This is a genomic window from Helcobacillus massiliensis, assembly GCF_014191425.1.
GTDB lineage: Bacteria > Actinomycetota > Actinomycetes > Actinomycetales > Dermabacteraceae > Helcobacillus > Helcobacillus massiliensis.
Genome location: NZ_JACHWP010000014.1, coordinates 1 through 22,740, shown reverse-complemented (window position 1 = coordinate 22,740; position 22,740 = coordinate 1). Strand labels below are relative to the sequence as shown.

The following is a 22,740-nucleotide window of genomic DNA, read 5'->3' as shown; positions in this document are numbered from 1 at the left end:
CTTTGTGTGCAGGGGTGGGAATCGTCGGTCGTCAGGAATCGGCGGCGACGCGCCAGCCCTGGGCCCGTTCGCGTTGCCGCCAGAAATGGGTGTAGCGGCCGTCTCGTGCGAGCAGCTCGGCGTGGCTGCCCTGCTCGACGATGCGGCCGCCCTCGAGGAAGGCGATGGTGTCGGCGCGGGCGATGGTGTCCAGCTGATGGGCGATGACCAGCACGGCGGTCTGCTCCGGCAGGGCGTCGAGAGCGGTCTGCACGGCGCGGGCGGTGGTCGGGTCCAAGGCGGCGGTCGCCTCATCGAGCAGCAGCACGGGGGCCTGCTTCACCAGGGCGCGGGCGATGGAGACGCGCTGCCGCTCGCCGCCGGAGAGCAGCTTGCCGCCCTCGCCCACCCGGCTCTGCCAGCCCTCGGGGAGCCGCGCGGCGATCTCGTCGACCCGCGCGAGCTCGGCGGCCCGCCGGATCGCGGCGGTATCGGCGTCCGGGTTCCCCAGCGCGATATTCGCTTCCAAGGTGTCGTCGAAGAGGTAGACGTCCTGGAAGACGAGGGAGAGGTGCTGCATCCGATCGACCTCGGTGAGCTCGGGCAGGGGAATGCCGCCCATGCGGATCTGGCCGGCATCGACGTCGTGGAAACGCGCGACCAGGCGGGTGATGGTGGTCTTGCCCGATCCCGAGGCACCGACCAGGGCGGTCATCTCGCCGGGGCGGACGGTCAGGTCCAGGTCGTTCAGCAGCGGGCGCTCGCCGTAGCGGAAGTGGACACCGTCCAGCTCGATGGTGCCGTCGCGGGGCGTGCCCCGGGAGGTCTCCGGCTCCGGCAGCGTCGGCAGCGTCAGGATGTCGCGCACCTCCCCGACCTCGGTTCCCGCCCGGTGCAGGGCGGTGCCCAGATCGGCGAGGATCCGCAGCGGCCCGGTGAACTGGGCGATCAGCCCGATCATGGCGACCATCAGCACCGGGTCGGCGCTTCCCCCCAGCGCCCACAGCACGGCGAGGCCCACCAGGGCACCGAAGACGGCCTGCACCACGAATCCCTGCAGCACCTGGCCGAACACCTGGGACCACAGGGAGCGGCGGCCCGCCCGGCGCTGCGCCTCGATGGCCTCGGCCAAGGGGGTGTAGTCGGTGCCGCGCAGGCCACCGGCCCGCAGGGCCACCTGATTGCGGGCGAACTCGAGCAGCCGGTTATCGGTGTCGATCGCGATGTCGTGCAGGTGGTCCTCCGCGCGGGCGGTGGCGCGCCCCGCGAGCAGCGCCGCGAGATAGATGAGGGGAGCTGCCACGGTGAGCGCGACCCCTAGACGCCAGTCGAAGGCGTAGGCCACCACCGTGATGGTCGCCGGGGTGACGATGTTGACGACGAAGGGGATGAGGATGTCCATCGCCGTCTGGGCGACGAACATGGTGCCGCGCACCGCGATGTGCGAGATGCGGGCGGTCTGCCGCGGCTCGAACCAGCCCAGCGGGAGCCGGACCACGTGCCGGCCCAGCCGATCGTGCATGGTCTCGATGACCTTCATCGAGGTGGCGAAGCCGATCCGGGTGGAGGTCACCACCAGGAAGGCATGGATGGCCGCGGCGGCGGCCAGCACCAGCAACCAGATCCCGGCTGCGCGCATATCACCGTGGAACAGCGAGGCGAGCACGGGGACCATGGCGGCAAGCGCCACGCCCTGGCTGATGCCATTGGCGATGGCGAAGGCGAGGAAGCGCCGCATGTCGCGGCGGGCGGTCGGGCCGCCGATGTCGATGAGCGCGCGAATCATGCGGCCACCCCCTGGTAATCGGCCCACAGCGCGGCATAGGCCCCACCACGGGCAACGAGCTCGGCATGGGTGCCGTACTCGAGCACCCGCCCCTCCTCGAGGACGGCGATGGCGTCCAGGTCGACGATGGTGGACAGGCGGTGCGCCACCACCACCACGGTCCGGCCGCGGGTGAGCCGCGCCAGGGCCTGCTGGATCTCCACTTCCGATTCGGGGTCGGTGGCGGAGGTCGCCTCATCGAGCACCAGCACCGGGGTGTCCATCAGCAGGGTGCGGGCGATCGCCACGCGCTGCGCCTCCCCGCCGGAGAGGCGGACGTCCTCGCCCACGACCGAGTCGTAGCCGCGGGGCAACTGCATGATCCGCTCGTGGATCCGGGCGGCCGCGGCGGCCTCGTGCACCTGCTCGTCGGTGGCGGAGGGGCTGCCCAGGCGCAGGTTGTCGGCAATGCTGATCGCGGGCAGCTGCACGTCCTGCAGCACGATGCCGACGGTGCGGCGCAGGGTCTCCGGGCTCATCTCGCGCACGTCGATGCCGCCGATGCGAATCGCGCCGGCCTCGACGTCGCGGAAGCGGGCCAGCAGCGTGGCGAGCGTCGACTTGCCCGAGCCGGATCGTCCCACCAGGGCGAGGGTGCCGCCCTCGGGAACCGTCAGGGAGACGTCATCGACCGCCTTGCGGCCCGGCACATAGGAGAAGTCGGCGTGTTCGATCACCACGTCGTGGCCCCTCGGCGTGCCCGGCTCGGTGGGTTCGGAGAGCTGCGGCTCATCCAGCAGGGCGGTGATCCGGGCGGCGGCCTCGAGGGATTCCCCCCGCGCCTGGGTGGCGGCGGCGACGGTGTACAGGGTGCTGGGCAGCAGCAGGGCGACGATGGTGACCACCAGTACCTCGCCCGGGGCGGTCCATCCGGCGCCGGTGAACCAGGTGCCCAGGCCCAGGCAGATCAGCGCCACCGCCGGCCCGGCGAGGGCCAGCAGGGCGATCGACTGGATCTTCATCTGCGGGCCGACGAGGGCCGAGAACTCGGTGCGGAACTCGCGGGAGACGTGGGTGAAGCGGGCCGAGCCCTCCCCGCCGCGGCCGAACACCTTGAGCACCGCGACCCCGCCGACGTAATCGACGATGGCGGCGCTAACCTGCGAAAGGCCCGCGGCGATCCGCGCCATGATCTCTCGCATGTCCCCGCGAGCCAGCAGGGAGTAGATCGCGAAGTAGAGCACCATCGGCGCGAGGGCGGCGAGCCCCAGCCGCCAATCCACCCAGAAGCAGAACGCCACCCCGGCCAGCGGCGTGAACACCGCGGCGACGGCCTCCACCACACTGTGGGCGACTAGGTGGTGGAGGGAATCCACATCGTTCTGCACGCATTGCCGCACCCGCGCGGAGCCGGCGTCATCGAACCAGCCCAGCGGCACCCGGCCGAGGGTGTCGGTCAAGTCGCGGCGCAGCCGTGCCTGCAGCTCCACATCGGCGAAGTGCGTGAGCAGCAGCGCGAGGGAGCCCAGCAGGGTCTGCAAGCCGATGGCGCCGAGGAACCAGCCGACCTGCGCCCAGGCGGCCTGCGGATCAGGGGTTTGCGCCAGCAGCGCGCGGCTCAGCCGCAGGATCGCCAGGTAGGGGATGACCGAGACGACGGCGGCGCCGATCTGCAGCACGATGGCGATGATGACGGGGACGGCGACGGGCGCCAGCAACCGCAAGAGTGGCTGCGTGCCCGCACGGGGTTCATTCACGGTAGGTGCCTCCTGGGGGTGTGAACCGGGGTGGGAATGTCAGCGAGGTAGTCGGCGAGCGCGTGGCAGCACGCGCGGCGCGGGGCGGCGTGGTGGAAGTGGTCGCCGGCCACCAATCGCACGCCGTCGAAGCAGGTGGTGTGCTCGGCCCAGGCGGCAGCTCCCGCGGCGCTCACATCGGGGTCGTCATCGCCGTTGATCACCAGCACGCGTGGCAGGGGGTGGCGTGGGGCGGGCTGCCGGTAGGTCTCGACCATCCGATAGTCCTCGCGGATCGCCGGCAGGAACACCTCGGCCAGCTCGGGGATGGCGAAGACCTCGGCATTGCGCTTGTCCAGGCGCACCAGGTCCGCGACCAGATCGGTGTCCGGCCTGCGGTGCAGGGGATTGGGGCGGGGAGCATCGTGGCCGGGGGCGTTGTGGCCCGAGACGATGAGCGCCGGGCGGCGGCCGCGGGCATGCAGCCGATGGGCCACTTCATGGGCCACCAGCGCGCCCATGGAGTGGCCGAACAGTGCTGGTTCGGGATGGTCCTCCGCGGCGGTGATGGAGTCGGTGACCTCGTCCGCGAGGGCGCCCAGATCATCCGGGTGGGGCTCGTGGATGCGGTGGTCGCGGCCCGGATAGGTGACGCCGATCAGCCGCATGCCGGGGATCTGGCCACTCCAGTGGCGGAAGAACCGGGGGCTGCCGCCGGCGTGCGGGAACAGCACCAGGGGGCGGCCGTGCGCGGGATTGTCCGGCAGCGGTGCGAGAACGCGGCTCATCGGATGGCCGCCAGATCTGCGGTGCGGTCCACCGGGGCCAGGGCCCGGGCAGGGGCGGGGGCCGGCAGCTCGGCGGAGATCGACTCCCACAGCCGCAGCACGGCGAGGGTCCGCTGATCGGGGAGGGTCGGGGTGCCCAGCACGCGCTCCAGGGCGCGGGCAATGGCCTCGGGCCACAGCTCGGTGAGCGCCGCGCCGATGGTCGGCTCCTTCGTGGGCGGCAGCACCACCGACGAGGGGGCATCCGGATGCAGCGGCCACCCCTCGCACACGTGGGGGCGCGGGAGCCAGCGGCACGAGGCATGGGGGTGGTCCAGCTGCAGCTCCCCGTCCTCGGCGCTGACGGTGTAGGCCATGAGCGGCTGCGCCAGATTGTCCGGGTCATCGGGATCCAGGCGCGAGGCGATGAGCAGATCGACCTCGCTGCCCGCCCAGTCCATGCGCACCAGATGGCCCGTGCGGCCAGGGAACACCTCGGCCGATCGGGGCGGCGGGCCCTGCAGCGCTTGGGCCAGGACGAACAGGGTGGCGTGCAGGGTCTGGGTGCAGGTGCGGGCCAGCACCCGATGCACTGTGCTGTGCTGTTGCAGCGCGGCGGTCCGGGTGATGAAGGCGCGCACCGGTGCGAGGTGGGGGTAGAAGGGGTTCACCGCGAAGCCGACCCCGTGGCGGCGCGCTTCCCTCAGGGATTCGGCGACATCGCGGCTGTGGATCGGCAGCTCCTGCAGCACGGCGATGCCGCGGCCCAGCAGCTGCCGGGTGATCTCGTCCCCCGCGCCGCCGACCAGCGCGGACCGGACCGCCACCACGGCGGCATCGACCTCGCCGATCTCCTCGATGCTCCGCAGAGGCACGTCCATGTCCGCGGCCAGGGCGGCGGACCTGCGGCCTCCCGCCCCGACGATGCAGGCCAGCTCCGCGGGAGCGCTGGGGGTGCGCAGCGCCCGGGCGTAATGCGCCCCGAAGGTTGCGCCGATGACGGCCACGCGCGGGGTCACAGCTCTCCCTCCTCCACCGCGACGGTCGGGGCGAAATTCGGGCCGTTTCCGCTGCTCAGGCTGACCTCCGGGAGCAGTGCGCTGCGCAGGGCATCCCAGCGGTCGGTGGCCGAGAGCAGGCGGGCCCCGGGCGGGAGCTCAGCGAGCGCGCAGGCGGCCGCCACCGCGCCGGTAGCGGCGTAGGAGTCACGGCAGGAGACCCGAGCCCAGCCCCGGTCCTCGCCGGCGAGCGCCTCGATGAGGATGTGGAAGTAGGGCTCGCGCCCGAACAGGTCCGTCTCCGCGGCGGCGATGGCCTGGGCCGCGCTGGTCTCCCCGCTCAGGCAGCGCCGCAGTGCGGCCTCGGTGACCACACCTTCGGTGACATTCAGCCAGTGCACGTGGGCGGCGCCCGCGCGGGCCGCGAGGGCTTCGCACTCCGGGTCCAGGTGGGTGTGCGCGGTGGCCGAGGCAGGAAAGGGCGATGGCGGGGCAGGGGAGTGCTCGGGGCGCATCCGGGCCCGGCGGTGGTGCAGCAGCCGGATCCCCGCCCGATCCCCCCGGGTGGCGGCGTGCAGGTACTCATCGACCCCCGCGGTGGTGAGGGGCTGCAGCCCGCCGCACCAGCCGCGGATCTCCTCCGGGGTGCGGCCCAGTTCCGCTGCGGCGGTGGCGACGGCGAGGCCTGAGAGGCCCGGCTGCACCCCGGCCCCTAGCACCGCCCAGGTGCCGGCGGCGCGGGCCAGGGGATCGAGCTCATCGGATGCGTGCTCCCCGCCCGGATCGACCAGGGGCACGCCTGCGGCCAACACCCGGCGGGCCACCGCCGCGGAGTAGCGGTGCGAGGGTCCGGCGCAGCACACCACCACATCGGCCCCGGTCAGCAGCTCCCGGAGGGCAGCCTCGGGGAGGTCTCCTGCCACCAGTCGCTCCAGGTCGAGCCCGGGATGAATCGCCGCATCGGGGCAGGCTGCGGCGACCCGCTGCGGGTCCCGGCCGACCGCCCGCACCTCGGCGCCCTGGGCGTGAAGAGCGGCGACGCAGGCGCGGCCGACGGCGCCTGCGGCTCCCAGCACGACGGCCCTCATGCGCGCCCCCAGTCGCGGGCGAGCTCGGCGCACACCGCATCGGCCCTCTCCCCGCTCAGGCAGTCGAAATGAGTGCCATCCACGTCCTGGATCTCCAGATCACCCAGGCAGAAATCCGACCAGAAGGCGGTCATGTCCTCCCGCAGAGTGGGCAGGAAGTGCAGCTCGCCGCGCTGCCGCAGAAAACGGATGTCGCCGAGGTACGCCGGGGCGTCCCACGCGGCGACGGCCGCCATCGACTGCCGGAAGACCGCCTTCATCCCCGCCAGGGCCTCCGGGGTCCAGGCGCCCTGAGGATCGGATTCTGCGAGCAGACGCAGCCGCTCGGCCGAATCGCGAGGCGCACGGTCCCAAGCCGCTGCAAGTTCCGGCTCGGCGACATCCCGGATGGACCCTGCCGCGATCAGGGACGGACTGGTTCGGCGCATCTCGGTGAGTGCGCGGCCGAGTGCGTGCTCATCCACCCCGATACCAGCATCGGCGGGATCGCGGTGCAGGAGCTTCGCCAGGGAGTGGTCCAGCAGCAGCTCGTCCTCCACCGCGAAGGGGATCCGGTACGAGCTGGCGACAGTGCAGGCGGCGACGTCGATCTGGGTCTCCGCCAGCCGGGTGGCGAGCCCGGCGGCGATCAGCCCGCCCATGCAGTAGCCGAACAGCCGCACCCGGCGGGCCCCCAGTGCGGTGATCGCATCGGCGTACCGATCGCCCAGATGGTCCAGGAGCTCCTCCGGCGGGGTCTTCAGGTAGCCATCGCCCGGGGTGCGCCGCAGCCCCACCACGCGGGGGCGCGGGCTGATGCGACCCAGCGCGGCGATCAGGTCGCGGTAGGGATCGAGCCCGCCCGACCCGTCGTGCACCAGGACAAGGAGCTCGTCCTCGATGCCATCGGCGGGCAGCAGCGGCACGAGCGGATCCCCGCTCGGCTGCGCGCCGCTCCCAGCGCTGGTGTCGGTGCCCACGAGGGCGCGGGTGCAGCCGGCGATGCTGGGATCGGCGACGATCTGCCGCAGGGCATCGTCCCAGGTCACCGCCTCGGCACCGGGGATCCCGCGGCGCAGGCGGCCGATGCAGCGGGCTAGCAGCAGCGAGTCACCACCGAGGTCGAAGAAGTCCGAGGTGGGGGCCAGCTGCTGCCCCTCGAGCCCCAGGATCTCCTGCCAGATCGCCGCCACCTGCTGCTGCTGCGGGCTGAGGGCCTGAGCGGCGGTCTCGTCTGCGGCAGTGTGCTGCACCTGGTGCATCGAACGGGTGACGCGGGCCCGATCGACCTTCCCATTGCTGGTCAGCGGGAGATGGTCGAGGACGGCGATGGCCTGGGGAACCATGTAGCGCGGCAGCGTCTCGGCGAGGTGGTCGCGCAGCTGCTCCGGGTCCAGGTCGGCCCGCTGGTTCCCGGTGGTCGCCCAGAACACGTGCTGATGGCCGATGCGCATCGGGTGTCCCTCGGCCTCGGGGAAGCAGCCCGCCAGCTCGAAGGGGGAGTTCTCCAGTACCCGCAGCCAGTTGGCGAGGTCCAGGAACGGCCGCCCGGTCCGGGTACGCAGATCGGTGAAGTGGTCGAGCCCCTCCTTGAACTCCATCGAGGCCATGAGGGCGGCATTCACCGCGGTGGAATCGATCATCGCGAGCGCTCCACCGGGGCTGAGCAGGCTGGACAGCCACTCCAGGGTGGCGGGGATGTCCCGGGCGTTGTGCAGGACATTGGCCGAGAGCACCACGTCCACCGATCCGGGCAGGATGCCGGCGGTATCCGAGTCATTGATGTCCAGCAGGGCGGTGCGCAGGCGGGGGTAGCGCTCCCGCAGCTCCTCGAAGAAGAAAGGGGAGACGTCCGTGAACAGGTACTCCAGACCGTTCAGTTCCGGCCCCAGCACATTGGCCAGCGCCGCCAGCACGGGGGCGGTGGTGCCGCCGACGCCACCGCCAATCTCCAGCACCCGCAGGGTGCGGCCGGAATCGCGTGCCTGCCGGGCTCGTTCGGCGATGCCGGCGGCGAGCACCCCGTTGATCCAGCGGCCGAAGAGGTTCTCGCCATAGGCGGCGACCGCCACCTCGGTGCGGCCCTCGGGGAACAGCAGCGCGAGCGGGTCGACCTCTCCGGATAGCAGGCCGGGCAGTTGCGTGAGGGAGCTGACCAGGTAATCCAATTGCTGCGTGCCGTAGCCGATCTGCTGATCAAGCTCCCGGATGCGCTGCCATCGGGCCGCATCGGCCTGCGGGTCCACCGCAGAGCGCATCCGGATGCGCTGATCGGTCACGGTCAGCCAGCCCCGTTCGGCCAGCAGCGTCAGCCAGCGTCCCACCAACTCGCTGTGCTGCTCGGCGTGGAGGGTATTGATGAGTTCCGGCACGGTGCCGCCATCGCCGCGGGCGATCTGGGCGGCCATCCGATCGGTGGCGGATTCCTCGATCAGGGCGGCCAGTTCGCGGAGGGCGGCGGTGTCGACCTGCGCGGTGAACTCCTGGTCAGCGGCGTGCATGGCGTCGGTGACCTGGCACGTGCGGAGGGCGCGCTGCCGGGCGTGTTCGGCGGAGGTCTCGGGGACGACGGCGGCCAGCAGGGTGCCCGATCCGGGGCGGCCCATCTCGCTGCGGTCGACCGCCGCGACCGCATGCGCGACGCCGGGGCCGGCCGCGAGCACCGATTCGATCTCGCCGAGTTCGATCCGGTGGCCGTTGATCTTCACCTGGCCATCGAGGCGACCGAGGAACTCGATCCGCCCATCTGCCAACAGCCGGCCGCGGTCGCCGGTGCGGTAGCAGCGCTCCCCGCTGCCGGGGTGGGTGAAGAACACCTCGGCGGTGCGCTCCGGATCGCCGAGGTAGCCGGTGGCGACACCGTCCCCGCCGATCACCAGGTCACCGACCTGGCCGGGGCACGCGGGTTCATCGGCCTCGTTCAGCACCCAGATGGCCTGGTCGTCCATCGCCATGCCGTAGGGCACCGAGCGGGCGGTGCTGGGCAAGGGCTCGCGGATCTCATGGAGGACGGACCAGATGGCCGCCTCGGTGGCCCCGCCGAGCGACCAGAAGCAGCAGCCGGGGGCGTGCCGCCACAGCTCGGCGGGCTGGTCGACGGGCACCCAGTCACCCGAGACCAGCGTATGGCGCAGCGGCAGCGGGGACGTGGTGGAATCGGCCTGGAGGTGGTCGAGCAGCAGCGTGAGCTGCGCCGGGACGGAGTTCCACACGCTCACCTGGTGGCGCTCGAGAGCAGCCGCCCAGCTCTGCGGGTCCGCGGTGGTGCCGCTGCTGGGAATGACGAGTCGGCCGCCTGCCCCGAGGATGCCGAAGGTATTGAACACCGACAGGTCGAAGCTGTGCCGGGAGACCGCCAGCACGGCGTCCTCGGCGCCGAGACCGAGGCGGTTCTCCAGGTCAGCGAGGGTGGTGCGGGCCTGCCGATGGGTGACCATCACGCCCTTGGGCCGGCCGGTGGAGCCCGAGGTGAAGATGACGTACGCCTCGGCGTCGCCGGAGACCGGCGCGGTCGGCTGGATCGCGTGATCGGCGGGGGCGGCGAGGGCCTGCGTGACGGCGCGGGTGACGTCCGTGTCGGCTTCCACCAGCACGGCCGGCCCCTCCCCACGCACCGCCGCGAGCACGGCCGCGCGGCGGGCCTCGGGCCAGTCGGGCTCGACCGGGACATACGAGGCGCCGGCAATCAGGGTGCCGAGCTCCACCGCGACCTGCGCGATCCCCGGTGGGAGGTTCACCACCACCCGATGACCAGGCGCGATGCCCGCCGCGCGCAGTCGCTCGGCGGCAGCCGCCGCGGCGGCGGCCAGGTGCCCGCGGCTGTACACCTCGTCCCCGTCGATCACCGCCGGGGCGTGCGGGTCCTCGCGGCAGCGGTCAAGGATCGGATCGTGCAGGGTGGTGCGCGCGCCCGGGGCATCCAGCCGCCCGGTGCGCGCGATGGGCGCGGGCGAGCGGCGCGCTAGGGGATCGCCCGCAGGAATCCCGGTGGCGACGATGGTGTCGAGCACTGTGGTGAAGTCCGCGAAGGCGGCGGTGAGCACGGAGGAAGAGAAGCCTCCATCGCGGCTGTCCCAGTCGATGGTCATGCCACCGCTTGCCGGCTCGGCCGAGAGCTGCACATCCAGCAGCACCTGCGGGGTCTGGCTGAGTCCCTCGCCGGGCCGGGGTCGCAGCACCGCGTCCGTGCGGCTGAGGTCCGCGGATGCCGTGCCGATCGTCGAGGTCACCACCACCGGCGCGTTCAACCGCTCGATGCCGCGGGCCTTCGCGATCATCCGCGCGATCTCCACCCCGGAGAGGGCGCGGTGATCCAGTGCCTCGAAGCTGGCGCGCTGGGTGGCGGCGGCGAGCTCCGCGAGCCCCATGTCGAGGCGGGCATCCACCTCGACCAGCACGGTGCTGGTAGCATCCCCGACGATCCGGTCCACGTCATCCGCAACGGGCAGGCGATCCAGCAGCGTCATCGCCACCAGGCCCTTCTCGGGCCCGCCATGGCGGTGCAGCACCCGGCCCAGCACGGCCATCAGCAGGGAGGTGGTGGTGACGCCCGCGCCGCGGGCGGCCTCTTCGAGCCGGCGCCGCGCGGGGGCATCCAGATGATGGCTGCGGCGGGTGAACCGCACCGGCTCGGTGGTGGTGGGCGCGGCCGCGGTCGGGTGCGTGACCTCGGACGACAGGGTGATCGGGTCGGGCATTCGCGCCGCCCGTTCGGACCAGAACCGCTCGGCGCGCTCCCGCTCGGCACGTCCTGCGGGCGTGCCGGCATATGCGGTCACCGAGGCGAGGTAGTCGCGGTAGGTCAGGGAGGGCGGGGCGATCGGGTCGCCGCGCATCGCCGCGCCCAGGTCCGTCAGGAGCACGTTCAGGCCCAGGAAGTCCGTCAGAAGCAGATCGACCGACAGGTGCAGCACCACATCCTCGGGGCCATCCCCGATCGTGGCGATGACTTCGATCAGCGGCTCGAGCGCGGTGGCATCGGTGACCGCCCCGGTGGTGACCGGGTGGATGCGGTTGCGCAGCCGCTCCCGCACCGCCGACCGCTGCGTCGCTGGCTGCACCTGGAGGGGCACCTCCAGCTCGGGGACCACCTGCTGCCATCCTTCGGCGTGCACGATCGCCCGCAGCATGGGATGGCAGTCCACCACTCGCGCCCACGCCGAGCGCAGGGCGCTCGCCGGGTCCTGCCCCAGCACCCGCGGGTCCACATCGAATTCCGCGTAGCCGTGGCATCCGATGCCGCCGTCGCTGAACGCACCGGTACGCCCCACCAGGTAGGAGCCCTGCACATCGGTCAGCGGGAAGGGGGCATAGGCGCCCTCGGGGTCCCGGACGGCGCGGGCGCCTGCGGAGCTGCGGTCGTGCAGCAGGCGCATGATCTCCGAGCGCGACTGCTTGATCTGGACCTTCAGGTCGTCGGTGAGGGCGCCCTCGGGGGCGCGGAAGCGTAGGGTTTCCTTCTCGAGCCACAGTTCGATGCCGAGGGAATCGAGGTGCTCGAGCAGCGCGGTCGGGGTCACAGGGTTCCTTCCTCGAAGGTGCCGGTGGATACCTCGGGCAGCAGCGCTACCGCAGCAACGAAGTGGTCCAGATCGGGGTTGATGAGCAGGGTCCGCAGGTCGATATCGGGGTGCACCCGCTCGCGCAGCAGGCGCACACACCGGGTGGCCCGCAGGGAATCTCCGCCGGCGGTAAAGAAGTTCACGGCGGTGGTGTTCTCCGGGAGGTCCAGCATCTCGCTCCAGGCCTGGCGCACCTGCCGGTACAGCTCCGGGTGGGCAGATGGCTCCTCCACCGCCGGGACGAGGCCGCTCAGCCGGGCGGCGATCCGCTGCAGTCGCTCTGCTACCTCGGAGGAATCCAGTAGCTGCACCACATGGTCGGCGCTCAGCCGAAGCCCGCTGGGATCAGCGGATACCTGCAGGTCAAGCACGGTCTGCGGGGTCTGGGAGGCGGCGTGGACCAGCGGGCCGAAACCGAAATCGTCCAGCCGCATATCCTCCGCGGCGAGGCCCAGCCCGCAGGTGAAGACCACCGGGAACATGGAGGCGACCGGGTCGCCGCTGCGCTGCAGCAGGCGGCGCTGCACCCACAGCGTGCCGGCCGTGCCGTGGTCCGTGGCCTCGGCCAGATCCGCCTGGACCCGGGCCGCGAGCGCCCACAGGTCCTCGGACCCCTCGATGCGGCAGCCGATGGGGGTAAGCGAGGTGAAATCGCCGACGACCTGCTCGATGCCCGGCACCGCCAGATCCCGATCGAATCGGGTGACGTTCACGGTCAGATCGCTGCGGCCCGACCAGTCCGCCAGCTCCAGGGCATAGGCCGCGAGCACCACGGCCGCGCGGGTGAGGCCACGGTCCGCGGTGGCGGCGCCGATCCGCTCCCAGATGGCGGCCTCCACCTGGGCGGTCGCCCGGGCGAAGGTGGGGGTCTCCACCGCGGCGAGTGCCGCCCGGTCCGTCAGCGGGGGCGCGGGCGGGAGGCGATCGGCCACGGCATCGACGTAGGCCCGATCGGCCAGCACCCGCTCCCGCTCGGGGCCGGCGGCAGGCAGCTCGCCGGTGACCCAGGGGTGGGTGGCGACGTGATCGGCGAAGGTGACCGTGGGGGAGAGGCCGAGCGTCTCGCCGGCGTAGGCCCGGCCGATCTCGCTGAGCACTAGCAGCATCGAGGTGCCATCCAGCACGGCGTTGTCCATGCCGATGCCGATGGTCGCGGCGCCCTCGGCCTCCCACCGCCACCGCACCACCAGAGCGGAATGTGAGGCGAGGTCGACCATCTCGGCTTCGGTGGCGGTTCGGGGATCCGGGTGTTCCGTCACAACGGGCGGGACGGGGCCGATGGCGCCGATCCCGTCCGTGAGCAGGGTCCGCAATCCCGGGTGGCGGTGGACCACCGTCTCGACGGCACCGCGGAAACGCGCGGGATCGAAGGCAGAGGCGTGGAACTCGAAGTAGCAGTGCGCGGAGACCCCGCCGAGCAGCTGATCGTGCGCCCGGCCGGAGAGATACGCCTGCTGCACCTCCGTGAGCGGATGCCGGTCGGAACCCTCCTCCCGCGCGGTCGCGGGCGCCGCGATCGCCGGATCGCCAGCGGACTTTCCGCCTGCGAGCAGCGCCGCCAGGTCACCCAGGCGCGGGTGGTTGAACAGCTCCACCAGTCGCAGGGGGTAACCCGACTGGCGCACCTCGGCCAGCACGCGGGTGGCCACGAGGGAATCCCCGCCCAGGGCGAAGAAGTCAGCATCGTCATCCAGCGGCCCGGCATCCGCCAGGTGCCGGGACCAGGCACGCATCAGCAGCTCCCGGGCATCCTCCGTCGCGGCCGGGGCGGGTTCCGCCGGCGCGGGACGCTTCGGTGCGCTCGGCGCCGGGGAATCGGCCCGGGGCACGGGCGCGGCAGCGCGGCGGGCCTGCAGGATTACCGCATCGGGATGCGAGGCATCGGCGATCAAGGGGCTCCAGCCCGCCTGCTCCAGCAGCTCCCACCAGCGTGGGACCGGGCGCAAGGGCCCCTCGGCCGAGAGCACGCTCGGGTCGAGGAGCGCGGCCGAGAGGAGTGCGGTGACGGTGGGCCGCGGCACTTCCACGATCCAGCAGCGCTGCGCGGTCACCCGCTCCAGCTCGGCGACCAGGCGGGGATCGCGGTGCAGGCTCGCCGCGGCCACCACCAGGTCAGCGGGCTGATCGGCGCTCGCCGAGACCGCGACGCCACGGTCGATCGCCAGGTCACGCAGCAGCGCATCGGTCTCTACGCACTGCCAGGTCAGGCGGTCAGCCTGGTGTGGGTCCACCGCCCGGAGGGCGCTGAGCGCCGCGTCCCGGAACAGTCCCGCCCCGGCGCCGATCTCCAGCACCACGGCGTCATCGGGCAGGTCCCGCAGCACCTCGACCAGGCCCGCCAGGACCGGGGCGAACTCCGGCGCCGAGACCAGCAAGGCCTGTGGGGAGAGGTCGGGGTGTTCCAGCAGGGTGGTCACCCGGGCCCGCCCGGTCAGGCAGTCGGCGAGCACCTGGGCGTGCTCTTCGGGAACCGGGACCGGCGCATGGAGGGGGGTGTGCGCGCGCCAGGCCTCCGCGACCGCCTCCAATCCGGGGCGTACCTCCCGGCCTTCGGTCAGCTGCCGGGCCCGCAGGAGCAGGGACTCCCGCCACGGGGCCGAATGCTCGGGTGCGGTGGCCCGGCGAGCCTGCGAATGCTCTGCCGCGATATCGGTCTGCGGAGCGAGTTCTGCGGCCAGTCCCGCGAGAATCCGGTCGATGACCTCGGCCTCCAGCACCCCCTCGGGGTGGTCCAGCCGGATCTCGATCCCTGCATCGCGGGTGGAGACCTGGCAGTCGATGAGCACCCCCGGCGTGCCGGTGATCGACCACGTCGGACGCAGGGTGCCTGTGGTGAGGGCGGTGGCGGCGGCCAGGCCGATGGTGCTGGTGAACACCACCGGGTAGGCGGCCCGACCCGCCTGCACGATGTCGCGGCCGCCCGGCCCCTGACCGGCGGCGGCCCGGCCGATGGAGGCGTGCACCTCGGCGAGGTCCACGTCAGAGCCCGCAGGACACAGGGCGAGCTGGGTGAAGTTGCCCAGCAGCTCTCCCTCCGCGCCCTCGGGCCGGTAGGAGACGGGCACGGTGATCCCCATCCGCGGCTGGCCGGTGATCCGGCCGAGGACCTGCCCGAAGGTGTGCAGCAGCACTGCCGATGCGGTCGCACCCTGCTCGTGCGCGCGGGCATGGAGAGCTTCGGTCTGCTCGGCGGTGAGGAGGAGAGAGCGGCCGCGGGGCCGCACGGGCTCGGTGGAGCTCAGGGCGTGGGGGAGTACCGGGGCGGGCAGCTCCGTCGCCTGGTCGTCGGCCGATGCCGCGCCGTTCCCCTCGGCGGCATCGCGGCGTGCGTAGGCGCGGAAGGCCGCCAGATCGCCGCGCACCTCCAGGCGCCGGGGGCGTCCGGCCAGGTCATCGAGCAGACAGGTGAGAACGGTGGCGAGCGCCCGAGCATCCAGCGGCAGGTAGTTCAGCCGCACCCCCACCCGATCGGCGCGATCATCGGCGAGCAGCTGGAGGACGGGTGCGGCCTCCAGATCCAGCTGTGGGTCGAGCAGCGCCACCTCCAGGTCCGTCTCGACGCGTCGCACCGGAATGGGGCGCGGCTCGGCGATGGTCTGCTGAATGTCTTCCAGCCGATGGCAGCGCAGCACCTCCAGCTCCGCGGCGAGGGCCGTGGCGACCGCACCGAGGCGCTCCCGGTCGATCGGGGATCCGTCCACAGTGGCGAGCACCGTGGCGAACAGCGGTGGGGTGCGGACCACCCCGGTCAACCCGTCGACCCCCAGGGCATAAGCCTGCTGCAGCCGGGTCAGCGGGAAGGCTCCCGTCTCGGCCGCGTCTGCCGCAGGGAGCGATGATTCCGCTGGCTGCGCGGTCTGCAGGGCGCGGCAGCGCTGTGCGAAATCGTCGAAACGCGGCTCGGCGAACAGGTCGGCGACGGAGACGGTGTACCCGTGCGCACGCAGCCGCGAGCACAGCTCGGTCGCCTTCAGCGAATCGCCGCCGACGGAGAAGAAGTTCGCATCGGCCTCGGCCGTGCCCTCACCCAGCACCGCGAGCCACTCGGTGGAGATGGGGCCGTCGGTGGCGTGCCCGGGAGTAGAGGGCTCGTTCTCGAGCAGGGTGGCGGCCCAGCGCCGGTCGACCTTGCCATTGGTGGTCAGGCGCAGACGGTCGGTGCGGGCGATGGCGCTCGGCACCATGTACCCGGGCAGACGTTCGCGCAGGTCATCGGTGATGTGGTCGGTGTCTGCGCTCTCGCCGATGACGACGGCGCCCAGGGCCGAGCGGTTCCGGATCGGGATCACCACGGCATCGCTGACGCCGGGGGTCTGCCGCAGAGCGTGCTCCACCTCGCCGCATTCCACCCGGTGTCCGCGCACCTTGACCTGGGTGTCGCGCCGGCCGAGGAACACCAGCAGAGGACCGGGGATCCACATGCCCAGATCCCCCGTGCGGTACCAGCGCTCGCCGTCGACCTCGACGAATCGCTCGGCCGTCAGCTCCGGGGCGCCGTGATACCCGGCCGCCACACCCACGCCGCCGATCCACAGCTCGCCGGCGACGTGGTCGGGGCAGTCCCGCCCCTCGGCATCGGCCACGCGATACCGCTGACCGGACAGCGGCCTGCCGTAGGGGATCGAGGACCAGGAGGGGTCAAGGTCAGCGGGGCTTTCCACCACGAATTCGTTGGACCAGATCGACGCCTCGGTCGCCCCGCCCATCGCCACCAGCACGGCGCCAGGGGTGGTCTCCGCGAGGCGTCCCGGCAGGCCCAGATCGATCCAGTCCCCCGAGCACAGCACCCGGCGCAGGCCCAGCGGTCGCTCGGCGGCCACGCACAGCATCTCGGCGAGGCTGGGCACGGAGTTCCAGATCGTGACCTGGTGGCGTTCGATCAGATCGGCCCAGCTGAAGGCGTCGCGGCGGGATTCCTCGCCGATCAGCACCACCGCGCCACCCACCGAGAGCGGCCCGAAGATGTCGTAGACGCTGAGGTCGAAGTCGAGGGCGGAGACCGCGAGCGTCCGATCCTTAGGGCCGATGCTGTGGCGGGCGTTGACGTCGGCGATGGTGTTGGCCGCGCTGTGATGGGCGATCGCCACGCCCTTCGGTGCGCCCGTCGAGCCCGAGGTGTAGATGATGTACGCGAGCTCGTGTGGGTCCACCGCCACCGGGTCATGCATGGCGCGCGCGGGGCTGTCGGCGGCGAGGAAACCGGCATCGACCAGCAGCGTCATACCCGATGCTTGCTGGATGGCGCTGACCCGGTTCTCGGGCAGATCGACGCCGAGCGGCAGGTAGCAGCAGCCGGCGTGCAGGACAGCGAGGACGGCGAGAACCTGATCGGGCCCCTTGGGCAGGCGCACGCCGATCACCGATCCGGGGGCGGCGTGCGCCGCGATCCGCCCGGCCAGTTCCCGCACCTCCGCGAGCAGCTCCCGGTAGGTCAGTGTGCCGCTCGGTCGCCCCGGATGGGCCGCCGGGTCCCACAGCAGCGCGGGGGCCGTCGGGGTGCGCTCGGCGGTGCGGAGGAACGGGGCGTGCAGGAGGCCATCGGCGACGGCGGGGCTCGCGTTCACCGCGGCGCGCGCTGCTTGCGTTTCCGGGGGGATGGCGGCGATCGCGGAGAGGGGAAGGTCCTCACTCTCGGCGGCGGCGAGGGTTTCCAGGGAGCGGATGAAGCTGTCGAACAGCTGCTGTGCCACGGTCTGCTCGAGCGCGCCCCGGCGCACGTCGAAGGAGACCGTCACCTCCGCCTCGGTGAAGCGGATGATCTGGCAGTCCAGGATCACCTGAGGGGTGGAGGAGCGGGCGGTGCGGAACTCCCCGAGCACATCGGTGACCTCCGCGGGGAACAGCGGGATCCGCGGCGCATAGGTGAACACGTAGGGGGACATGCCGGAGTGGGTCCCCGCAGACAGGCCCTCGCGCAGCTCCTCGGTGGCCTCGATGCCGCGCAGCAGACGATGCCGCAGTTCGCGGCTCGCCTCGGCGGCCACGGTGCGCAGATCGGGTGCCGGCAGGGAGCGGTGGGCGAAGGTCAGGGTGCGGTCGGCGACGTGGTCCTCCGTGCCGCGGGTATCGACGCCGGTCACGGTGACGATGAACTCCGATGAGGACGACCAGCGACGCAGGCACTCCTCAAAGACGCCCAGGACCAGGGCTGTGGTGGGAGTGGACAAGCGCCGGGCGGCGGTGCCGAGCCGCTCCCATTCCTCCACCGAGATCGATCGCTGCCAACGGTCGGTGATCGCCGGGGCGGTGGCAGGGCTGCCGGGCAGCTCGGGGGCGGCCAGCAGCGGCTCGCGACGCGGATCGGGGGCGGTCAGCTCCGGGCGGAGCCGAGGTGAGCGGAGGCTCGAGCGCAGGTCATCGAAGGTGTAGCGGGGGAGCGGCGCATCGGGCTCGGCGATGGTGCGGGCGAGGTCGGTGGCCATACGGCCGATGCCGGCGAGGTCGGTGACGATGAGGGAGACCACCAGGTGCACCGTGGTGGTGCCATCGGGCAGCAGGGAGGCTTCGAGGGCCCAGGTGTGCCCCCTCGCCCGATCGACCGGGAAGCAGGCGAGCCGCTGGCGGATCTGCTCCAGCTGCGCCTCGGGGTCGGGGGCGGTGCGCAGATCGTTGACCACGAGCGAGGGGGGCTCGGTCTTGTGGTCGATCAGATGCTCGGGGGTTGGCATGACGGCCCGCAAGGAAGGGTGCCGGTGCAGGTGCGGGACGGCGGCCTCGAGCACAGCCGGGTCCAGCCGCTTACCGCCGAACTCCACGTAGCCCAGGCAGTGCTGGCCTCCCAGGGGCTGATCGGGATCAGCGCCGATGGCATACGCGGATTGGATCGGGGTGGCGGTGAAGGTGCTGCTGGGCGGGGTGGCGGAGGACGGAGTCCTGGGCACAGCGGTGGTGGAGGGCAACGCGGTATCTTTCTAGTTAGGTAAGGCAAGCCTAACATGGACTGCTCGGCGCAGGCTATAGAGGCTAGTGAGAATCATACTCATATCGGGATGTGGGGCACAGGGGCGCGCCCGGGTGCGCGCAGCAGAGAGGTGCCGGGGTGTGGGGCCTCGGGGAGTGCGGAGTCAGTGCCGCTCGGCGGCCCGCTTCGCTCCCACCATCGCACAGGCGGAACCGGTGAGGGCGAGGAAGCCGAGCGCGATGCAGCTACCGACGCTCCACCACGGGACGCCCTCCACGTCACGTTGGATGAGCGTGCCCACCGCTCTCATGACGAGCGCGACCGCGCACAGCAAGGTCGGGATCCAGGCCGCCCGATGGTTGGCGCGCCAAGCGGCCTCATCCTCGAGCAACAGCGGCAGCCGGTACACGAACTTCAACCGGTGGTCCGGGCAGGGTGCGTCGCCACGTGCGCTCGAGAAGGTCCGATCCCTCACGCATCAGCGTGGAGAGTTGGACCGGGTGGCATCGATCGACTCGACGATCGTGCGCGTGCATCAGCACGGCTGGACGCCCGCCCGGGCACTCGCCTTCCTGCTGACGTCGGACCACACGGCGGACACGAGCATGCTCAGTCGCACCATGGAAGCGGTCGTCTCGCAGTGCAGCAGTCTCCTCACACAAAGGACGACCTTCTGGGGATCCCACGCTTGGGGGCGCTGCGGCATGATGGACAGATGTCGATAGTCACTACAGATTCCCCTCTGCGCGATACTGATTCGCCGCCGCGAATCTCGGTGGCCACCGTTTTTGTCATCGGTGGCGCGTTGATTGGCTACACGGCACTGAGCCTCGGCGTCCTTGTTGCAGTCTTTCTCTTGAGTTCTGATCCCCTGTCCAGTGCCCGCACGATAGTCGCCGTATTCATGTCCCTGCACGCAGCAGGCTGCTTAACACTGGTGATCTGGCTGTCCCGACGCCGCGGCATCCCAATACGCGCGCTCGGAGTTCGACGACCCGGGTGGAAGCTGCTGCATGCGCTTTGGGAGTTCCCTCTTATTCTAATTGTCGCGACTATGGCCCAAATCCTGTTCAGCGTGTTAATCTTGGGCCAGAGTGAGCCACCCGACAATGGGGCGAGCCGCGACATTGCGGGCGTTGGCCCGCTAGTATTTATGGTGGGTTTACTTGGGACGGCCGCGCTAACCCCCCTATGGGAAGAGTTGTTCTTTCGGGGCGTGCTTCAGGGTGCGGCTTCTCAGCGCTGGGGATCTTTGATCGGTATTATCGTAACCGCGATTACTTTCGCGGTCTCCCACAGCTACCTAATCCTACCGCCCTACTACCTCGTCCTCGGCCTTGGCCTGAGCTTGCTGCGCGTGTTTCACCGCGATCTCTGGGGTTCCTTGGCCGTGCACATGGGGCTCAATGGACTCGTGAGTATGGTGGCCCTCATGGCGTGAACTGATTCAAGTTTGTTCTTGCCGAGTTGCACGCGGTTTGGCGCGCTGGATTCTGAGGAATCTATCGCAGATGTCCAGTGTGTGCGACCCGATTCGCTAGCGGCTAGGGCGTGTTGCTAAAGGGTGGCAGCGGCGTTCAGGTGGCACTTGACGTATGGCGCGTGCTGAATATTCGGCTCTTCAGAGTTGAGTGTGGGCGCGCCGGTGGTGCGGGGTAGTTGGGGTTAGACGTCGAGGTCCTTGGTGATGAGCGGACTTCAACCCCCGCTGATCTCAAGGATCTCGACGATGCCCAACCATAGGTGCGTATGCCCTGACGCGCTCGATCGCTGCGACCGATGCGATGTTCTCCTCGACTTCCCCAGCCTCCACCTGGTCGCGGTCACGCAGGCTCCGTCGGGCCTGATGCTTGAGGTGGAGTCCTGCGATCCGGTCATGGGCTGCCCCGGCGGCGGGGTCATCGCCACCGGTCACGGCCGGGTGGTGGTCGAGGTGATCGATGCTCCGTGGGCGGGTCGGCCGGTGCGGATTCGGTGGTGCAAGCGTCGCTGGATCTGTCTCGAGGGCGTCTGTGAGGTGGTCTCGTTCGTCGAGCAGGACCCCGGGGTATACGCGCCGCGGGGGCTGTTGAGCACGCGCGCGATCCGGTGGGCGATCCGCCTGCTCCGCTACGAGGGGGCGACGGTCCAGGGCTTGGCCCGGCAGCTTGGCACGACGTGGAACACGGTCTGGTCCCAGGTTCGGCCAGTCCTGATCGAGGCCGCGAATGACCCGGTCCGCCTCGAGGACGTGCAGGTCCTGGGCGTGGACGAACACATCTGGCATCACCGTGACCCGCGCCGGCGCGGTCCGAAGGAGCTCACCGGGATGGTCGATCTGACTCGCGGGCCCCACCCCACTGCCAGGCTGCTGGACCTGATCCCTGGCCGATCCGGCAAGGCCTACCGAGACTGGCTCGACGAGCGGGGCGATGAGTTCCGCAAGCGGGTCGAGATCGCGACGCTGGACCCGTTCCAGGGATACAAGAACGCGATCGATGACCAGCTCGAGGGCGCCACCTGCGTGCTGGATGCGTTCCACATCGTCAAGCTCGCCGGGGCTGCGGTCGATGATGTCCGCCGCCGGATCCAGCAGGAGGCCCTCGGCCGCCGAGGCCGCAAGGGCGAGCCTCTCTATGGGATCCGTCATGTTCTCCGCGCTGGACGGGAACGCCTCACGCCGCGTCAGCAGACTCGTCTGGCCAGCGCATTCGCGGCCCATCCCGATCATGTTGCGGTCGAGGTCGCCTATCAGTGCGCCCAGGACGTCCGAGACGTGTTCCGCCAGCCCACGCCCGCCCGAGGCCGACGACTGGCCGAGCAGCTGATCGAGAGGCTGCCGTCCTGCCCGATTCCGGAGATCGCCAGGCTCGGTAAGACCCTGCGTCGATGGAAGAACGCGTTCTTGGCCTACTTCGATACTGACGGCGCGAGCAACGGCGGTACCGAGGCCATCAACGGGATCATCGAACTCGGCCGCTGCATCGCCAGAGGGTTCCGCAACGTCGAGCACTACCGCCTCCGCATGCTCCTCATCACCGGCGGACTCGACGCCTCACCCCCACACCCAACTCTGAAGAGCCCCGTTAGTGCCCCACACCACCCCCAAAACCACCCATCACCCCAGGTCACAGCCCCGCCAGACAGCCAACCCCAACTCGATGACCTAAGTCAGGATTGACGGGCTCAAGGCCCAGGCCGCCGCGAACCAGAAGCTCGTGAGTCAAGCCGGCGGCGCGGTGAAGCGAATCGAGAAGCGCACCGAAGAGCGGGTCGAGAAGGCTGTCGAGCAGGTCGCCGGGGAGGCTTCGACCACGATGACCGCGAACCTCGATGCGTCGAACGAACGGGCCGAGCGGATCATCGCGGCGACGGCGAAGCTGGAAGCGCGTCAGCTCTGGTCGGCGGCCGCGGCGATGCGCCTCGCCCTCCTGCCGGTGGTCGTGGTCGTCGCCGGGCTCTGGATGGGCATCGCCGGGCTCATCACGGGCGCTCAGTGGGCGCTGGACGTGGACGGGAGCGTGTGGCTCGGGATCGGGCGCTGGCTCGCGGTCGGCGCTGGCCTCGCCGGGGCCGGTTACGCCCTCTTCGCGTCCGTCCGGTGGGCCGCCGGTCTCGTGGAGACGTGGAAGGGTCGCGGGATGCCGACGTGGCCGAGCTGGCGCAAGAGGTGACCGTGATTCCCGAGGGCAAGCGCGCGGAGCGCGTGCGGCAGCCCTGCAACTGGACGATAGGTCAGCACACACTGTATAGTTCAGTGCATGCTGACTATTGCTTCGCGCCTCGACGTCATGAACCGGCTGGGCCGGGCCATGGCGGACCCGACGCGCTCCAAGATACTGATGTCCCTGCTCGACGGCCCGAGCCACCCCGCCGTGCTCTCGCGCGAGTTGGGGCTGACGCGGTCGAACGTGTCGAACCACCTAACCTGCCTGCGCGACTGCGGGATCGTGGTCGCCGAGCCCGAGGGCCGCCAGACCCGCTACA

At 71.0% G+C, this 22,740-nt stretch carries 10 protein-coding genes and 2 pseudogenes; 4 read left to right on the top strand and 8 right to left on the bottom strand.

What is annotated here, in order from left to right; genetic code table 11:
- Positions 1-31: 31 nt before the first annotated feature.
- The 8 genes from FHX50_RS10640 to FHX50_RS10605 form a co-directional block, all read right to left on the bottom strand.
- Positions 32-1,765 carry an ABC transporter ATP-binding protein gene (locus tag FHX50_RS10640; RefSeq protein WP_183377177.1) on the bottom strand — a complete coding sequence of 578 codons (1,734 nt, stop codon included), beginning with the start codon at positions 1,763-1,765 and terminating at the stop codon, positions 32-34.
- Positions 1,762-3,501, bottom strand: a complete 1,740-nt coding sequence (locus FHX50_RS10635) for an ABC transporter ATP-binding protein (RefSeq protein WP_183377176.1) — start codon at positions 3,499-3,501, stop codon at positions 1,762-1,764. Before FHX50_RS10635 ends, FHX50_RS10640 begins: the two co-directional genes overlap by 4 nt.
- Positions 3,498-4,268, bottom strand: a complete 771-nt coding sequence (locus FHX50_RS10630; RefSeq protein WP_183377175.1) for a thioesterase II family protein — start codon at positions 4,266-4,268, stop codon at positions 3,498-3,500. The genes FHX50_RS10635 and FHX50_RS10630 overlap by 4 nt, the downstream gene beginning before the upstream one ends.
- Positions 4,265-5,266 (bottom strand): Gfo/Idh/MocA family oxidoreductase, encoded by a 1,002-nt coding sequence (locus tag FHX50_RS10625; RefSeq protein ID WP_183377174.1) that lies wholly within the window; start codon positions 5,264-5,266, stop codon positions 4,265-4,267. The genes FHX50_RS10630 and FHX50_RS10625 overlap by 4 nt, the downstream gene beginning before the upstream one ends.
- Positions 5,263-6,333 carry an NAD(P)H-binding protein gene (locus FHX50_RS10620; protein ID WP_183377173.1) on the bottom strand — a complete coding sequence of 357 codons (1,071 nt, stop codon included), beginning with the start codon at positions 6,331-6,333 and terminating at the stop codon, positions 5,263-5,265. Before FHX50_RS10620 ends, FHX50_RS10625 begins: the two co-directional genes overlap by 4 nt.
- On the bottom strand, positions 6,330-11,831 hold the full coding sequence (locus FHX50_RS10615; RefSeq protein WP_183377172.1) for a non-ribosomal peptide synthetase: 5,502 nt from the start codon (positions 11,829-11,831) through the stop codon (positions 6,330-6,332). Before FHX50_RS10615 ends, FHX50_RS10620 begins: the two co-directional genes overlap by 4 nt.
- Entirely contained in the window at positions 11,828-18,772 is a 6,945-nt protein-coding gene (locus FHX50_RS10610; RefSeq protein ID WP_183377171.1) for a non-ribosomal peptide synthetase, read from the bottom strand. The genes FHX50_RS10615 and FHX50_RS10610 overlap by 4 nt, the downstream gene beginning before the upstream one ends.
- A gap of 165 nt (positions 18,773-18,937) precedes the next feature.
- Positions 18,938-19,192, bottom strand: a complete 255-nt coding sequence (locus FHX50_RS10605) for a hypothetical protein (protein ID WP_183377170.1) — start codon at positions 19,190-19,192, stop codon at positions 18,938-18,940.
- Positions 19,193-19,489: 297 nt separating this feature from the next.
- Between FHX50_RS10605 and FHX50_RS10600 the strand changes: the two genes are divergently transcribed.
- The 4 genes and pseudogenes from FHX50_RS10600 to FHX50_RS10585 form a co-directional block, all read left to right on the top strand.
- Positions 19,490-20,215: a type II CAAX endopeptidase family protein gene (locus FHX50_RS10600; protein ID WP_183377169.1), complete on the top strand. Its 726-nt coding sequence runs from the start codon at positions 19,490-19,492 to the stop codon at positions 20,213-20,215.
- Positions 20,216-20,503: 288 nt separating this feature from the next.
- Positions 20,504-21,830, top strand: a pseudogene (locus FHX50_RS10595) (ISL3 family transposase).
- Positions 21,831-21,929: 99 nt separating this feature from the next.
- Positions 21,930-22,427 (top strand): annotated as a pseudogene (locus FHX50_RS10590) (hypothetical protein); the annotation flags it as partial.
- Positions 22,428-22,514: 87 nt separating this feature from the next.
- A partial coding sequence (locus FHX50_RS10585) for an ArsR/SmtB family transcription factor (RefSeq protein ID WP_183377168.1) occupies positions 22,515-22,740 on the top strand: 226 nt, incomplete at its 3' end.

Bases quoted from the DNA above. Each gene is read 5' to 3' on its own strand.
- FHX50_RS10640 (WP_183377177.1), bottom strand. From the start codon at position 1,765: ATGATTCGCGCGCTCATCGACATCGGCGGCCCGACCGCCCGCCGCGAC.
- FHX50_RS10630 (WP_183377175.1), bottom strand. From the start codon at position 4,268: ATGAGCCGCGTTCTCGCACCGCTGCCGGACAATCCCGCGCACGGCCGC.
- FHX50_RS10620 (WP_183377173.1), bottom strand. From the start codon at position 6,333: ATGAGGGCCGTCGTGCTGGGAGCCGCAGGCGCCGTCGGCCGCGCCTGC.
- FHX50_RS10600 (WP_183377169.1), top strand. From the start codon at position 19,490: ATGTCGATAGTCACTACAGATTCCCCTCTGCGCGATACTGATTCGCCG.